Here is a 16100-nt window from a genome sequence, read left to right as displayed (position 1 = left end):
ATCGTCTACCTGTCATGCCAGTTCATCCGCCGGCCCGGCGCCCACGGTCCTGCGTACGTCGCCTGGAGAGGCGCCGTACTTTTCCCTGAATGCGCGGCAAAAATGGCTGGTCGAATTGAAACCCCAGCGGAACGCGATCTCCGAGATGCGCTGGCGGTTGTAGGCGGGGTCCATCAAAGCCTGCTTGCATGCGTGCAGTCTCCTGTCCAGAATCCACCCCGAAACGGTCATGTCGCTGCGCTGAAATAGCATGTGCAGATAGCGCAGCGAAATGTGATTTGCTTCGGCAATTCGGGTTGGATTCAGGTCGTCTTCGTGCAGATGTTGCAGAATGAAGTCCTGCACGCGCCGCAGCATGGCCACACTCGCATCGAACGTTGCGCACGGTTGCTGACCCGATAGCGCAATACCCAGCAACTCGAGCGTGGACCTGTTGACCGAGCCCTGAACGCTCTCGTCGAGCGTCGCGATCTCATTCGAAAGCGCGAGCAGGTGAACGGCGAGCAGCGAGCCAACGCCCATGCGACTTTCGATCTTGCCGCCGGTGGGGGGTTGTTTGCGTTCCGGCAAACGCTCGCGCATTACCGACCAGGGAATCATCAAAGTGACTTTGTGAAGGCGCTCCAGAACCTCAAACTCGACAGCCTGCCCGGTTGTCCAGACAACGACGTCGCCGGACGCAACCTCCACGCCGGCATCTCCAATCCTGAACCGCTCGCGGCCGGCAGTCGTCAATTGAACGCCGACGTAAAGCTCGTCGTCGTGGCGGACGTGTCCGGCCGTGCGTTGTCCCATGCAGGGATCACACACCGTCTCGACAATCTCCGCCCCGGCGAAGTCATGCTGTTTCACATGCGCATAGAACGTGGCCGGAAGGCGATGCGGAACCTGCCACTCGCGATAACTCGTGCTGAGCACCGATTCCCAGGCGTCGGTGCGGTCGCCCAAAGGAACGTCGCTGGTTGACCATTCGGTCGAAGGATTGTGCACGTCTTGTCTCCTGTCTCCTTCGCGCCGCAGCATCTGTCCCGTGCTCCGTACGCGCGGCTTCACGCTTTCAAGGTACATGCGAATGGGTATCCTTATCAATAGGATGTACCCTGTCCATACCTATTTTTTTGGGGCCGATCGTAAACGATGCAACGCATTATTCTCACGGCAGCCGCAAGTCTGGCGATGCGTCGTTATCTCTTGCGTGGAAGAACCTCATCCCAACTACAAAAAAAGTCTGTATCCAGGCAAGTGGCCCCAGGCGCTTGAACTGACTGCGCGCACTGATTAACACCAGGCATGTATGGGATTGTTCAACGTGAGCGATATGTGTTTTCTGTTCCCGGAACTTTGTGCGGACCGGTTTTTTGTTTAGGCTACAACCTGTCGCGCCCGGATAAAGCGGCTGCATATCGTTTTGAATAACTGGAGAAATTCCGCCGTCTCCCTTCACGTTGAAAACCGATCCCTCCTGACGCTCGTCGTCATTGGGCACGACCCTGGTTGTGCCCATTTTTTTGTAACCAACGAACAATCCGAAAGAACTGTTCACGAGCCGGTAATTGACAGGCAATCGCCGTCTCTTCCAATTTTTCAGCGAGCTACTTTCCGGAAACCCACGATCGTCGGCGGACAGATATAAGCGGCGCACGAGCATTCCGCAGCGAAACACCATCAGAGGACACTGTATGAAACTGGAGACCCGGAAATGACCCTGTTCCAGGGAGTGGGCATTCTGCTTTCCCTCATTGCTGTCTTTGGCCTCCTGAATCAAAGGTTTTTGAAACTTCCCGACACGCCAGGCATCAACGCCGTCGGTCTGATTGTGAGCCTTTTCTTTCTGGTGGCCAGTTACGGAAATCCTGGTCTCGTTGTCGCGATGCCGTAACCGCCGTCCGCACCGTCGATGACCGAAATCCTGCACATGAGGGGCTTATTCTGCGGCCAGACGGCGCGCAGCCGTTTGACGATTTCAAGCGGATACGCTCGCCGGCCAGCGGGTCCGCCACCACAGGCATCGCTTCGAAGGTTGGACACGGGGGAAAGAAACTCGTGAAGCAGATAACCGTGTCCACAGTGAATCTCGAGTACTTCGAAGCCCGCGCGGGACGCACGTCGCGCTGCCGCTTCCCACGCTGCCGCGACAGTCTCCACCTGATCCGCACCCATAGCGACCGGTTCAGGCCAACCTCGCGCGGCCGGAAGTGCGGAGGGTGCGACCGTTCTCCAGGGCGCTTCTCCCCGGATGGAATCCGCCTCGACAAAAGGGGTGCATGACCTTCCCACGGACGCGTCATCGCAGCCTTGCGGCCCGCATGGCCCAGCCTGATGCCGGGCACCGCGCCCCGGGCCTTGATAAAGCTCGCGATTCGACCAAGGGGCTCTACCTGGTCATTCGACCATAAGCCCAAATCCCCATAGGTCACGCGACCGCGCGATTCGACGGCCGTCGTTTCCAGCATCACCATGCCGGCACCGGCCTGCGCGAGTTTGCCGTAATGAACGAGATGCCAGTCATTAGCCAGCCCCTCGTGGGCGCAATACTGCCGGACGGGGCTGATGACGATCCGATTGCGCAGCGTGACGTTTCGGAGCGTCAGCGGAGAGAAAAGCGTGGACTTCACTATCGCTTGCAGGTGAGTGTGAGACGTGACTCGCGAATGTAGTTGATATCGGGCAACCTGTATCGCAGGCGCCGGCGAATAGTCTTTTCGGTCTCCTTTGAACAATGCGGGCTGATGGGCCTGGTCCACTGGGTTCTTCGGGAACCTGCCCCGCAGCCGGCTGCGATTGCCGACGCTAGGCACCACATGCACGGCGCCAGTCACCCGGCGTAGTCCCGGTTGCCGCCGAGAACGTTCTGGTGAAGTGGCTCTGGTCGGCAAACCCGCAAGCGGCGCCGATTTCTGCCAGCGAGAACGAAGTGCGACGAAGCAACTCCTTCGCGCGCTCTATCCGATAGGCGCGCAACCATCGGAATGGGGGCATTCCCGTCGTGCTGCGAAATGCGTCAACGAACTGCCGTACCGACAGCCCGCACGCGAGGGCAATGTCGCTGAGAGGCGGCTCGACCAGCAGGTCCGCTACGAGCAATTCCTTGGCTATGCGCTCCTGCGTCTTGGAGAGCACCCGGCCGCGCGGCGGCAACGTACCCCGAAAGCGTCCGTACGTAGTAGCGAGGCGTTCGTACATGGCATGCGCAACATGGTCAAAGAAAAGACTTCCGGCGAGCTGCGGGTCCGCCATCGCAGGGACGAGAGCCAGGCCGAGATGATGCAAAACGGGGTCAATTGTCCGGTTGACATCATCCAGCTCCCCAACCGGCGGCAAAGCGGACAGCCCGCAGAGCTCGTCAAAGGCGGGCCGAGGAATATGGAACAGAATGCACTCAAAGGGGTCGGGCAGGTTCGCTACCGGTTCATCGGAAAGATGGCCCAACATGATCGAACCTGGGGCATAGGGCTCGGTCGGGACCCGTCGACCTCGCTTCCACAGCTCCGCTCCGCCCGAGTGTTGCAATTGCAACGAGAGGATATATGCGTCCTCCGTCGGCAGGGGCGTGCTCTTCCCTAGCCCGTGAACCGACGAACACATATGAGTGGCCGTTAGTTGTGCTGTCTTCAGACTGGTCGTGGTGAGCGTGTGGGCTGTGTCCACGTTGAACAGTCTGGCGAACTCCCGCGCATAGGACTGCGTCGTGACGCTCGAAGTCGCAAGGCGCACGGCGCCATCAACGCCGAGTGACGCCCGCGCATTGCCGGCTCCGGCTACCGAACCCGTCTGCTCTGAACCGGTTTGCGGAGGAGCAGTCGTTCCGCGCTGCGTTGCCATTGCAGCCTCCCGAAAATAAGCCAGTAGTCCGAATCCGCCGCACGACTACCCGCCATCATTGTCGCAGGATTAACAAATTCCGACTTATAACAACGCGCACCGACAACCTGTAATTCCCTCGTAATAAACAGGTGTCGCGGGATGCAAGCGACCGTATTGTCGTTCTATACTCCCCTTGTTCGAAAGCGAAGAATAAGTCGTCGCAAAAGAACGCCTGTCGGGGTCTTGATCGGGCTCCAGCCGGAGTGTGAGCAGATGTCTAATGGACTTGCCCTTCTACCGCCCGTGAAGTCTTCAAGCACCTCTGATTGGCGCGACGCCGTTGTCTATGTCGTCGACGACGAAGCACCCGTACGTCGCGCACTGGCAACGCTCATGCGCTCGGTCGACATGCGTGTCGAAACATTCTCCTCCGCAGAGGAGTTCCTGCAATTCGCGCGCCCCGCCGTGCCGAGCTGCCTCATTCTGGATGTGCGGCTGCGAAATAAAAACGGTCTGGCCTTCCAGCAGGAAATTGTGCAAAGCGGACTGCGTATTCCCGTTCTGTTCATGACCGGGCATGGCGACATCGAGATGAGCGTCAAGGCAATGAAAGCAGGCGCGATGGACTTCTTTGCCAAGCCATTTCGCGACCAGGACATGCTCGACGCGATCGGTCACGCGCTCGCCCGGGACGCCGCGCGCCTCGCATCCGAACACATGGTCGCGGGGCTGAGAGCCTCCTACGAAACCCTCTCGCCGCGCGAGAAAGAGGTCGTTCCGTTCATTCTGGCCGGCTTGCTCAACAAACAGATTGCTTCTGAAATGAACCTTAGCGAAATCACAGTCAAGGTTCACCGTGGTCAGGTGATGCGCAAGCTCAATGCCCGTTCCCTGCCTGACCTCGTTCGCAAGGCCGAAGCGCTCGGCATCAAGCCTCATGAACCGCGCGATTCACCGGGTCCACGCGCAGGGACGGATGGTGCCCGACAATAACCTCTGCCCCATCGCGTCTACGGATTGCCGAGTGCAACCGAAAGCCAGTGGGTCATCGCGGAAACCTGGTAGGGCTTCTGCAGAAGAACAAGAGCCCCGTTACCGGTAGCTCGCGCGTGTAGCGCCGGTGTCGGATATGCGCTAACAAAAATGGTGGCGGGCGCCGCGCCCTGTGCGACCAGGCGCTCGTGCATTTCGATACCTGACATACCAGACATCCGGATATCTGAAATCAGGCAGGTGGTGACAGCGGCTTCCCCCGACGCAAGAAACGCCTCAGCTGACTCAAAGAGTCGCGCCTCCCAGCCAAGTGAGCGCACAAGGCTGCCAAGCGCGCGACGTACTGCCAGGTCGTCGTCGACAATGGATACCACAGGCGTTGTCTGCAAAATCGCGGCCCCTACTCATTCTCCCAAGGGATAACGGTGCGGTGAGTCGCGCCCGTCCGTCTTGTCTTTTACAGACTACCTTACAGCCGCGCCTTGCGCGATGATACGATTGTATAAGCGGGTTGTACCGGACCGCATCCGCTTGTGGCCACCTCGTCAGGCCGTGGCGATGGATGCATGAGCCGCAGGCAGTATGACGCTGAATGTCGCACCGCCCCCGGTGTTGTTGGAGGCAAGAATCTGGCCTCCGTGCGCTTCGACAATCGAGTTACAGATAGCGAGCCCCATGCCCATGCCGGTACTACGGGTGGTGAAGAAGGCATCGAAGAGGCGCGGGAGATTTGCCGTGCTGATGCCCGGGCCGCTATCGCGCACGGCGAGTATGACGTTGCCGTCGCCGTCGGTCGAGGAACTCACGGTTAGCCGATGCTTGCCCGGCACGGCGGCCATCGACTGCAACCCATTGATGATGATATTGATGAGCACCTGCTGAAGCTGCACGCGGTCGCCCAGCACGACAGGCATCTCGCGCGCGAGCTGCAACGTCAGGCAGCATGCATGACTCTCCATCTCGCCCTTGGTGAGTGCGACCACCTCGTCGACCAGGTCGTTGACCTCCACCGGCGCGTGTTCGGGCGGTGCGCCCTTCATCAGTCTTCTCACCCGCTGGACGATTCCGGCTGCCCGCGTACCCTCGCTGGTCATTTCGGTCACACAGCCTTCGATTTCCTCCATATTGGGTGGGTTACGATGCAGCCATCGCAGACAGGCTTCGCCGCTCGTGATGATGGCAGCAAGCGGCTGTCCGACTTCATGAGCAATCGAGGCGCTCAGCTCGCCCAGAGCCGAGATACGGCTGGCACGGGCGAGTTCGCTTTGCGTCTGCCAAAGTTGCATCTCGGTCTCGCGCGCATTCGTCACATCCATGACAGCGCCAATGAACTGACGGCTGCCGCCCGTGGCTTCGGAAGCATGGGCCACCACGTGCAAATGCTTCACACGACCATCCGGGAAAAGTAGACGGTGCTCGATGTCGAAATCATCCGCCGTACCGCTTACCTGCAGCAGCATGCGCTCGAAGATATGGACGTCCTCCGGATGAAGCCGCTCGCGCACGGACTCAAGCGTCGGTGCACGCGTGAGGTCGTACTCAAAAATACGGAATGCCTCCTCCGACCAGAAAAGTTCGCCGGTAGCGACGTTCCAGCCAAAGCTTCCCGTACGGCTCAGTTGCTGGGCTTCGGCAAGGTACTGCGCCTGACTTTTCCGGATCAGTTCTTCGGCCCGCCTGCGTTGCGTGATGTCGTTGTTCGTTTCCAGCGTTGCGCAGGGGACTCCGCGACTGTCACGCTGTAGCGTCCAGCGGCTCGCCACGATAACGGCCGAGCCGTCGCGCTTTGTGTGGACCAGATCCCCTTCCCAGTATCCATCGCGAGCCAGTACGCGTTGCACTTCTTCTTTCGGCATGAGGAATACAGTTTTGAGCAGGCTGTCGACAACCTTTCCGACTGCCTCATCCTTACTCCATCCGTAGAGTACTTCCGCCGCGTGATTCCAGTACGTAATCACATCCTGTGGGTCACGCACGAACACCGTATCGTGAGTCTGGTCCAGTAGCCTCGCCTGCTCCCGCTGGAAGCGTTCGGCCGTGCGGATACGCCGGACAAGCGACGTAATGGCAATTGAAGTAATAAAAAATGCCGCTATCGGCAGGATGTCCAGCGGTTTCTCGATGGCAAAGCTATAAAGAGGCGGCGTGAAGTAGACGTTGAGCAGTAAGCCGCCAACGATCGAGAAGATTGCGGAGGAAATGAAGCTGTCGAGAAGAGACAGCAGCACAATGACAATCAGCATGCAGAAACCGGTGGTGGCAATCCTGAGGTCAAGACTCAGGCAAAGCCATGCAACAGCGCAGAGGATAAGGCTTCCGCCAATCCACAGCCGCACCAGATAGCGCCACTGGCTGCTCCTGTCCGACGAACCTAGCTTGCCACCCACGCTACCTCCCGTGGCGTGCCACTGGCCTGCCGCCTCGTGACCCGCGCCAGCCCCTGTTAAAAAACCAGGCCGTGGAGACATTCGCCGGGAGGCCCGGCTAATCGGCTTGATTGGCTTTACACGCTTGAAAGAAAAAGGCTTTTTTATGCAACATGTACAAGCTCCATCATATACAAACATATAGGAGCGGTGCAGCCCGGACTACTCGTTTCCCCCAAATCCCGAACGCGTCGACGCGCGAGTTCGACTCGCCGCGTTATACCGCCGTATACCGCGATTACGCCATTGAGGCATTGCGATACCCCACCGTAGAGTAGATTCGCCCCTTTGCCGTATCTACTCTTCAGTCATCGCGATTGGCGCATGACCGATGACGGACCTTCGTAGTCCCCAACTGCCATCCTTTCTCCAGTGTGCTAACCCGCGATGCGGCAAGCCGGCGCCCGCGCCCCGAGCAGCCGTAGCTGACCGCACTTCCGTAACCGTCGCACCCGCCTCGAGGAACTGGCCATGTCACACGCCCTGCACAACTGGATATACATCGGCGCCAACGCGTACATCGAATACACCTTCGTCGCCTGGCTTGGCAGGAGCCTTTACAGGCGAACAGTGGACTACCGGCAGGTCTGCCTCCAATAGGTGTGCGCGGCTTCACGCTGATTGTTCGATAACTGCATCAACTCTGGATGAGAGGAAGATGATGTTGAACGTTCAAACACTTACCGTGCCCGCGGATTCATCGGCCGAGACCGGTGAGCCGGACTCTTCAGGCGTTCTGCCGACTACCAGCCGTCCGCAGGTGGAGTCGACGCTTACCGGTCTGTCGCGCGGACAAGGCCGGGTTGCCCGGCGCCACCCTTCTTTCGACGCAACTATGGCCACCGCGGCCGACCCCTGGTCCGGGACGCTTACCGCTCTCCTGCAGTTTTCAGCGCCGCCGGACGAACCGCTCAACCCTTTCGGATTGCCAGGCTACAGATACTCGCCCGCACGGATGGCGACTGATAATTCTCGCGCGACGTCATTCACGATAACCGTTCTGGAGCACATGACCAATTCGCGCGTCTGCCTTTCCTGGCACGACCCGACCTTATGCAATTACGAGGAACAGGTCTGGACACCGGCGCTTGCGCGCCGCTCCGGACGCTGCGCGCTCTCCGGGGTTCCCATCCGCCGGGGCGACGCGGTGTACCGTCCCCAGACACGCGGTCAGACGCCACCGGCGAACGCAGATGCGATGATTCTCGCGTCGGCACTTGCGCAGGTACGCGACGGTTGACCCGTTGCGGTCAAGCCGCCCGCGACGCCTTGCGAAAGGCGGCCCGGCCGGCCGAGGGGCCACGCGGACCCGGTACCATCGTGCGGATTGTCGCTTCTGAGTGGTCAAAGCGTCTCCCGTAGGAGCGTTTATCTGGCATTACGCCGCCGTCATACTGTCGCCAAACGTGGGGACATGTTTTCTGCGGCGCCTGCGAGCGTCGTCATGCAATGCCCCTGCAACCTGAAACCTGACGGGGCAATGGCGATGTTGACAAGAGAGGCGATCAACTCCGGGGCGTATCTCGAACATTTCGAGTCCCAGCCGAACCTGTGGACCTGCGAGCGAATCCAGAGTTCGCTCACGGAGACCCTGCAGGCGAGACCGGCCGATGCAGAGAACACCTGGATTTTTGCTTACGGCTCCCTGATGTGGAACCCCGTAGTCGAGTTCGAGAAGCGGCGCACCGCAACGCTACACGGCTGGCACCGCAGCTTTTGCCTGCGCATGGTTGCAGGTAGAGGCAGTCCCGAAGGTCCGGGGCGAATGCTCGCGTTGCAGCCTGGTGGCCACACGCAAGGCGTTGCGCTGAAGTTGCCGCCGGCCACGCTCGATGACGAGCTTCGGCTCATCTGGATCCGGGAGATGGTGCTCGGGTCGTACCGGCCGACCTGGGCGTCGATAACCCTGGACGACGGCACCGAAACGCATGCACTCGCCTTTGTTGCGGACGAGAGCCGCGAGCAGTTCGAGCCAGATTCCCGCGTGGCGACCGTTGCGCCGCTCATCGGCACCGCAGCGGGAAAGTTTGGCAGCAATACCGAGTACCTGCTGAAGTTGCACGAGGCGCTCATTGAGTGCGGGTTGCAGGACTCCTACATCGAAGAACTCGCCAGCGAAATTGAGCGCCTGTCGCGACGAGCCTGCAGCGATTTAACCGGCGCCTCCGGATGACTGGAGCGGCGCAGATAAAGCCGCCTGGCGTAGTTGCCTTAAGTGAGAATCATGGACAAACTTCAAGCGATGCAGGTCTTCACGCGGGTAGTCGACACCAACAGCTTTTCCGGTGCCGCCGACTCCCTGCACATGACGCGTTCGTCAGTCACGACCATCATCCAGGCTCTTGAGGCGTACCTCAAGGTACGCCTGCTCAATCGCACGACCCGCCGTATCAGCCTCACTCCGGACGGTGCTGCGTACTATGAGCGCTGCTCGCGCATTCTCGCCGATGTCGAGGATTCGGAGAGCTCGTTTTCGCGCGCGTCAGCTCCGCGCGGCAAGCTCAAAGTCGATATGCCAGGGTCTATCGGCCGTCTCCTGATCGTCCCCGCGCTGGACGAGTTCCACGCGCGATATCCGGACATCGAACTGATGCTCGGCGTCGGCGACAGGGCCGTAGACCTGATTCAGGACAGTGTTGACTGTGCCATCCGCATGGGGCCGATGCAGGACTCGACGCTGGTAGCAAGAAGGGTTGGCGTCTCGGAGTTCGTCACCGTGGCGAGCCCGGACTACATTGCACGCAATGGCGAGCCGGTGTCGCTCGCCGAGCTCGAATCGCACACAGCCGTCAACTACTTCTCCAGCCGCAATGGCCGCATCGTGGAGATGGACTTCGTCGTCGACGGCAAGCCCGTGGACGTTCGCATGCGCTCGAAGCTCGCCGCCAATGACGGCGAGGCATACCTGCAATGCGGTCTAAGGGGTCTCGGGCTCATCCAGGTCCCTCACTTCCTTGCGCTTCCTCATCTGGAATCGGGTGCTCTGGTCGAGGTACTCGGCAATTGCCGTCCAAGTCCGTTTCCTATTTCAGCGGTGTATCCGCAAAACCGTCACCTCTCTCCACAGGTCCGCGTATTTGTCGAATGGGTTGCCGAACTGTTCGAGAACTGTCATCTGCTGCGTGCGGACAACGTGCTGCCCTCGGGTATCGCCCAATACGTCAAGCATCGCCAGTCGTCCACCGCTGCGGGCCGCGTGCTGGAGTCAGCGCGCGCGCCGGGTACGCGCAGCAGGGATCTGGCGCCTATGTAGGCGGCCTGGCACACGCGGGAAAGCTTGCCATGTGGCGCGCGGTTCCTAACAGCACAATTCGGTCCGAGCGAATTGTCTTATCGGAAGTGAGATGTTTATCCGGCAGCCCGATGTATGCAGAATTCCGGCTGCTAAAACCTCCTCTACCTTTTTGACGCATAGCGCAGACACTTCGATGAAAGCCAGGCTGGACATCTCGGACATCACGATTGCAGGACACGCGCAAGACATCACGTTGCGCAGCTTCCATCCGTTCGCTCACAGCGCAATGCCGATCGTGCTGTATTTCCACGGCGGTGGCTTTGTCAAAGGGTCGCTGGACGAAACCAGCAAGCCTGCTACGCTCATTGCAGCGCAAACTCCTGCATGGGTGATTGCCGTCGGTTATTCGCTCGCGCCTGAATTCCCGTTTCCAGCCGCAACCGAAGATGCCCATCTCGCTCTTGAGTGGGCCGTGGGAAACGCACGCGGCTATCGCGCGGACCCGAACCGCATTGCCGCGGTCGGACACGACGCTGGAGGCAACATCGCGGCGGGGCTTGCCGCTATCGCACGCGACCGGGGCGTGCGCCGCCTGTCCGCACAGGCACTACTTGCACCCTTGCTCGACCCGAGTATGACGCGGCTGATGGAGGGACAATGCCCCGGCAGGAGCGACCTCGCTCCGGAGGATTGCGCGCGCTCGTACCGGGCGTACCTGCCCAGCGCCAACCACCGCATCCACCCTTATGCCGCGCCGCTCGAATCGCGACGCCTTGCCACCCTGCCCCCGACGCTGATAGCGACGGCAGAACAGGACCTCGTGCGCGGAGATGGCGAAACCTACGCACGCGAGCTTATTACGGCAGGCGTGCCCGTCGAGATGACACGCCACGGCGGAGTCTGCCACGGCGAACTCATCTCCCATTCACCGGCACTCGACGGTGTCGTCGAATTCCTGCGCAAACGGCTTGCGCGTGATTGACTGGCCGAATTGTCGCTCCAAGAGATACAAAGAAACCACTGTTCGCTACTTTATAACCAGAAACACGGAGTCCATACTTTCGTCAACGCTATACACCCAGTGATGGATGTAAGGCCGAGACGGCTATGAACTGAAGTCCAGACCTGTCACGTTTTACAGACCACTTTGCATCTATAAGGAGTACTACTCATGCTCTCCAGTCAAAAACGGCTCACTGCCGCGCTCGGTGCGCTGGCAGTTGTCGGCGCAGTTGCAGGCATTGGCTTCACTCATGGGACCACGTCAGGTCCGCTGAGTGCAGCTCAGGCTGCCGACGCGCCGCCGCCAGCTACTCAGGTCGACGTCGCGGTCGTCCTTTCGCAGACCATCACGGACTGGCAAAGCTACTCCGGGCGTCTCGAAGCCATCGACCATGTCGAAGTACGCCCGCTCGTTGCCGGCACCATCATTGCCGTCCACTTCAAGGACGGCGCGCTGGTCAGGAAAGGCGACCCGCTTTTCACGATCGACCCCCGCCCCTATCAGGCCGAAGTCGACCGCGCCGCAGCACAGGTTGCAGCGGCCAGGGCTCGCGCTATTTACACGTCGACCGATGCCGCGCGCGCTGACCGACTGCTCGCCGACAATGCCATCGCAAAGCGCGACTACGACGAAAAGCAGAATGCCTCGCGCGAAGCTGCCGCAGGAGTGAAGGCTGCCGAAGCCGCGCTGGAAGCAGCACAGGTCAATCTCGGCTACACCAGGATTACCGCCTCGGTGACGGGCCGCGTATCGCGCGCCGAACTGACCGTCGGCAACGTCGTATCGACCGGCGCGAACGCGCCTCTGCTTACCACGCTGGTTTCGGTGTCGCCGATTTACGCCTCGTTCGATGTCGATGAACAGACGTATCTGCAATACCTTGGCCGCGACCGCAATACGAAGGTGCCGGTGTCGCTGGGTCTTGCAAATGAAGACGGCTACTCGCGCAAGGGGGCGGTTACGTCGGTTGATAACCGGCTCGACACGTCGTCCGGCACCATCCGTGTGCGTGCCACTATCGACAACGCAGACGGCGCGCTCGTTCCGGGTCTCTACGCACGCGTCAAGGTTGGCGGCGGCGAGCCCCATCCGGCCATTCTGATTGACGACGCGGCCGTTGGCACTGACCAGGCGAAGAAGTTCGTGCTGGTCGTGGACGGCGCGAACAAGGTCGTCTATCGCGAAGTCCAGCTTGGCGGTCTGCACGACAACCTCCGCGTCGTGACCTCGGGTCTGAAGGCGGGTGAGCGCATCGTCGTGAACGGCATGATGCACGCAAAGCCGAGTGACACCGTCAGCCCGCACATGGTCAGCATGACAGACGCTGCCAAATCCGCAGCGTAATAACGCGAGAAGGTCATCATGAACATCTCAAAGTTTTTCATCGACAGGCCAATCTTCGCCGCCGTTCTGTCGGTGGTGATTGTGCTCGCGGGCTTTATCGCGCTGACCAAATTGCCAACGGCCGAATATCCGGAAGTCGTGCCTCCATCGGTAGTCGTACGCGCACAGTACCCCGGTGCGAATCCGAAAGTCATTGCGGAAACCGTCGCCTCTCCAATTGAAGAGCAGATCAACGGCGTCGAGAACATGCTGTACATGCAGTCGCAGGCCAACAGCGACGGCGCAATGACGACGACCGTCACGTTCAAGCTCGGCACCGATCCGGACAAGGCACAGCAACTCGTGCAGAACCGCGTATCGCAGGCCATGCCGCGTCTTCCCGAGGACGTGCAGCGCCTGGGCGTGACGACCATCAAGTCGTCGCCTACCCTGACGATGGGCGTGAATCTCGTCTCGCCGAACGGCCGCTACGACCTTACCTATCTGCGCAACTATGCGCTCATCAACATCAAGGACCGGCTTGCGCAGGTCCCGGGCGTTGGCGAAGTTGCGATGTGGGGCGCGGGCGACTACTCCATGCGCGTCTGGCTCGACCCGACAAAGGTAGCCCGTCAGAACCTGACGGCAACGGACGTCGTGAAGGCAATCCGTGAGCAGAACGTCCAGGTTGCGGCGGGTATCGTCGGCGGTGCGCCGATGACGACGAACGTTCCGATGCAACTGAGCGTGAACGCTCAGGGTCGCCTGAAGACCGAGGAAGAGTTTCGCAACATCATCCTGAAGACCTCGCCCGACGGTGCAGTGACGCATCTGAGCGATGTGGCGCGCGTGGAAATGGGTGCAGCGGAATATGCTCTGCGCGCAAGTCTGGACGGCAAGCCTGGCGTGCAGCTCATCATCTTCCAGCAGCCCAACGCAAATTCGCTTCAGATTTCGACGGATGTTCGCCGCATCACCGCGGAGTTGCAAAAGGACATGCCCGAAGGCGTCGAGGCGAAGATTGTCTACGACCCGACGCAGTTCGTCCGCGAAAGCATCGACGCGGTGGTCCATACGCTTTTCGAAGCTATCGTCCTTGTCGTTATCGTCGTCATCGTCTTCCTGCAGACGTGGCGCGCATCGCTGATTCCGTTGCTGGCGGTGCCTGTCTCGATTGTGGGCACCTTCTCGCTGATGCTGGCCTTCGGCTTCACCATCAACGCGCTGTCATTGTTCGGCATGGTTCTCGCCATCGGGATTGTGGTCGACGATGCAATTGTGGTGGTGGAGAACGTCGAGCGGAATATTGCCTCCGGTCTCACGCCACTCGAGGCCTCGTACGAAGCGATGCGGGAAGTGAGCGGTCCGATTATCGCCATTGCGCTGACGCTGGTTGCGGTGTTCGTGCCGCTGGCATTCATGTCGGGTTTGACCGGCCAGTTCTACAAGCAGTTCGCGATGACCATTGCGATTTCGACCGTCATCTCCGCGTTCAACTCGCTCACGCTGTCGCCCGCCCTGTCGGCTTTGCTGCTCAAGGATCACCACGCGCCTGAAGACTGGCTCACCCGGGTCATGGACCGCATCCTCGGACCGTTCTTCAACGTGTTCAACAAGGTGTTCCATCGTGGCTCGGAAGCGTACGGCAAGGGTGTGGGCGGCATTATCAATCGCAAGGCCGCGATGATGGTCGTCTACGGCGTCCTGCTGGGCGGCACGTTCCTGCTTGGCAAGATTGTCCCGGGTGGCTTTGTGCCGGGTCAGGACAAGGACTATCTCGTCAGCATCCTGCAGTTGCCCCCGGGCGCATCGCTCGACCGCACTGAAAAAGTGGTTCACGAAATGGGCGTCATTGCCCGCAAACAGCCGGGTGTCGTGCATTCGCCGGAATTTCCGGGCCTGAACGTGACCGGCCTGATGAATTCGTCGAGCAGCGGCCTGGTGTTCCCCGTCATGAGCCCCTCGAAGGAGCGCAGCAAGGATGAATCGGCGGCGGCGATTGTCGGCAACCTGAACAAGGAATACGCCGGCATCAAGGACGCGATGATTGCCACCTTCCCGCCTCCTCCGGTCTCGGGTCTGGGCACGATCGGCGGCTTCAAGCTGCAGATTGAAGACCGTGGCGCGCTGGGTTACGAAGCCCTGAACAAGGCGGTGCAGTCGTTCCTCGCGGCAGCAGCAAAAGCACCGGAACTCGGCCCCTCGTTCTCGAGTTACCAGATTAACGTTCCGCAACTGAACGTCGAACTGGACCGTGAAAAGGCCAAGCAACTCGGTGTCTCGGTCACTGACGTGTTCGACACGATGCAGATTTATCTGGGCTCGCTGTACGTGAACGACTTCAACAAGTTCGGTCGCGTCTATCAGGTGCGTGCGCAGGCCGATGCCCCATTCCGTACCTCGGCCGAAAGCATTCTCCAGCTCAAGACCCGCAATGCCGCAGGCGAGATGGTGCCGTTGTCGTCGCTCATCAAGGTAACGCCTACGTTCGGTCCGGAGACGGTGATTCGCTACAACGGCTTCCTTGCTGCGGACATCAACGGTGGACCCGCTCCGGGATATTCGTCTGGCCAGGCGATGGCGGCGGTCGAACGCATCGCGGCTGAAACCTTGCCGCGAGGTATCAAGTTTGAATGGACCGACTTGACCTACCAGCAGATTCTGACCGGCAACGCCGCGTTCTGGGTGTTCCCGATCAGCGTGCTGCTCGTGTTCCTCGTGCTGGCCGCCATGTACGAAAGCCTGACGCTGCCGCTCGCGATTCTGCTGATTGTGCCGATGAGCATTCTGTCCGCGCTCTTTGGTGTGTGGCTCACGCGTGGCGACAACAATATCTTCACGCAGATTGGTCTGATGGTGCTGGTGGGACTGTCCGCGAAGAACGCGATTCTGATTGTGGAGTTCGCACGCGAGCTGGAAATGCAGGGCCGTTCGATTGTTCAGGCCGCGATTGAAGCCTGCCGGCTGCGTCTGCGCCCGATTCTGATGACGTCCATCGCGTTCATCATGGGTGTGATTCCCCTGGTGATTTCCACGGGAGCGGGTTCGGAAATGCGTCGCGCGATGGGCATCGCGGTGTTCTTCGGCATGTTGGGCGTAACCCTTTTCGGTCTGATACTCACACCGGTGTTCTACGTGCTTCTGCGCAAGCTCTCGGGCGGCAGGCAGCTTACCGACAGACATGGCAACCACCCGCACATTCACGGGCCGGATGACCGCGACGGCGGCCATGGCGGAAGCGGTGGCTCGACGGGTGCTCCTGCCAGACCCGGCGTAAAGGCTCCCGAGCCGGCATTCCAGGAGTAAGGAGACCATC

At 60.2% G+C, this 16100-nt stretch carries 14 protein-coding genes and 1 pseudogene; 8 read left to right on the top strand and 7 right to left on the bottom strand.

Annotated elements, in window-relative coordinates; translation table 11 throughout:
• Nucleotides 1–12: 12 nt before the first annotated feature.
• Together BXE_RS07720 and BXE_RS45720 are read right to left on the bottom strand one after the other, a co-directional pair.
• Nucleotides 13–990 (bottom strand): helix-turn-helix domain-containing protein, encoded by a 978-nt coding sequence (locus tag BXE_RS07720; RefSeq protein ID WP_233518800.1) that lies wholly within the window; start codon nucleotides 988–990, stop codon nucleotides 13–15.
• Between the two features lie 163 nt (nucleotides 991–1153).
• Nucleotides 1154–1642: a hypothetical protein gene (locus BXE_RS45720; protein WP_148222925.1), complete on the bottom strand. Its 489-nt coding sequence runs from the start codon at nucleotides 1640–1642 to the stop codon at nucleotides 1154–1156.
• 57 nt (nucleotides 1643–1699) lie between these two features.
• Here BXE_RS45720 and BXE_RS45715 point away from each other — a divergent pair, with 57 nt between their 5' ends.
• The gene (locus BXE_RS45715; protein ID WP_038456474.1) at nucleotides 1700–1879 is read left to right on the top strand and encodes a hypothetical protein; all 180 of its coding nucleotides are present in this window, start codon (nucleotides 1700–1702) and stop codon (nucleotides 1877–1879) included.
• Here the strand turns inward: BXE_RS45715 and BXE_RS48140 are convergent.
• The 3 genes and pseudogenes from BXE_RS48140 to BXE_RS07710 form a co-directional block, all read right to left on the bottom strand.
• Nucleotides 1843–2160, bottom strand: coding sequence for a hypothetical protein (locus BXE_RS48140; RefSeq protein WP_081435495.1), 318 nt, complete (start codon nucleotides 2158–2160; stop codon nucleotides 1843–1845). The genes BXE_RS45715 and BXE_RS48140 overlap by 37 nt on opposite strands.
• A 137-nt stretch (nucleotides 2161–2297) precedes the next feature.
• Nucleotides 2298–2615 (bottom strand): annotated as a pseudogene (locus tag BXE_RS48135) (oxidoreductase); the annotation flags it as partial.
• A gap of 175 nt (nucleotides 2616–2790) precedes the next feature.
• Nucleotides 2791–3822 (bottom strand): helix-turn-helix domain-containing protein, encoded by a 1032-nt coding sequence (locus BXE_RS07710; RefSeq protein ID WP_052115889.1) that lies wholly within the window; start codon nucleotides 3820–3822, stop codon nucleotides 2791–2793.
• Nucleotides 3823–4077: 255 nt separating this feature from the next.
• Between BXE_RS07710 and BXE_RS07705 the strand changes: the two genes are divergently transcribed.
• Nucleotides 4078–4797, top strand: coding sequence for a response regulator transcription factor (locus tag BXE_RS07705; RefSeq protein WP_049782116.1), 720 nt, complete (start codon nucleotides 4078–4080; stop codon nucleotides 4795–4797).
• A gap of 17 nt (nucleotides 4798–4814) precedes the next feature.
• Here BXE_RS07705 and BXE_RS07700 read toward each other — a convergent pair whose 3' ends face one another.
• Together BXE_RS07700 and BXE_RS07695 are read right to left on the bottom strand one after the other, a co-directional pair.
• Nucleotides 4815–5186: a response regulator transcription factor gene (locus BXE_RS07700; protein WP_011487796.1), complete on the bottom strand. Its 372-nt coding sequence runs from the start codon at nucleotides 5184–5186 to the stop codon at nucleotides 4815–4817.
• Nucleotides 5187–5342: 156 nt separating this feature from the next.
• Nucleotides 5343–7184 (bottom strand): ATP-binding protein, encoded by a 1842-nt coding sequence (locus tag BXE_RS07695; protein ID WP_233518802.1) that lies wholly within the window; start codon nucleotides 7182–7184, stop codon nucleotides 5343–5345.
• 697 nt (nucleotides 7185–7881) lie between these two features.
• Here BXE_RS07695 and BXE_RS47125 point away from each other — a divergent pair.
• The 6 genes from BXE_RS47125 to BXE_RS07665 all read left to right on the top strand — a co-directional run bounded on the left by BXE_RS47125 (nucleotide 7882) and on the right by BXE_RS07665 (nucleotide 16090).
• A complete protein-coding gene (locus BXE_RS47125) occupies nucleotides 7882–8463 on the top strand; it encodes a DUF3331 domain-containing protein (protein WP_049782115.1) in 582 nt (193 codons plus the stop codon).
• 246 nt (nucleotides 8464–8709) lie between these two features.
• On the top strand, nucleotides 8710–9396 hold the full coding sequence (locus tag BXE_RS07685) for a gamma-glutamylcyclotransferase (protein WP_011487793.1): 687 nt from the start codon (nucleotides 8710–8712) through the stop codon (nucleotides 9394–9396).
• Nucleotides 9397–9447: 51 nt separating this feature from the next.
• A complete protein-coding gene (locus BXE_RS07680) occupies nucleotides 9448–10476 on the top strand; it encodes a LysR family transcriptional regulator (RefSeq protein WP_011487792.1) in 1029 nt (342 codons plus the stop codon).
• 175 nt (nucleotides 10477–10651) lie between these two features.
• Nucleotides 10652–11440 (top strand): alpha/beta hydrolase, encoded by a 789-nt coding sequence (locus BXE_RS07675; RefSeq protein ID WP_148222924.1) that lies wholly within the window; start codon nucleotides 10652–10654, stop codon nucleotides 11438–11440.
• 189 nt (nucleotides 11441–11629) lie between these two features.
• Entirely contained in the window at nucleotides 11630–12805 is a 1176-nt protein-coding gene (locus BXE_RS07670; protein ID WP_011487790.1) for an efflux RND transporter periplasmic adaptor subunit, read from the top strand.
• Nucleotides 12806–12823: 18 nt separating this feature from the next.
• On the top strand, nucleotides 12824–16090 hold the full coding sequence (locus BXE_RS07665) for an efflux RND transporter permease subunit (protein ID WP_011487789.1): 3267 nt from the start codon (nucleotides 12824–12826) through the stop codon (nucleotides 16088–16090).
• Nucleotides 16091–16100: the final 10 nt, after the last annotated feature.

Source organism: Paraburkholderia xenovorans LB400, assembly GCF_000013645.1.
Lineage (GTDB): Bacteria > Pseudomonadota > Gammaproteobacteria > Burkholderiales > Burkholderiaceae > Paraburkholderia > Paraburkholderia xenovorans.
The sequence above is the reverse complement of the archived record's forward strand: the minus strand, read 5'-3'. Positions and strand labels throughout refer to the sequence as shown.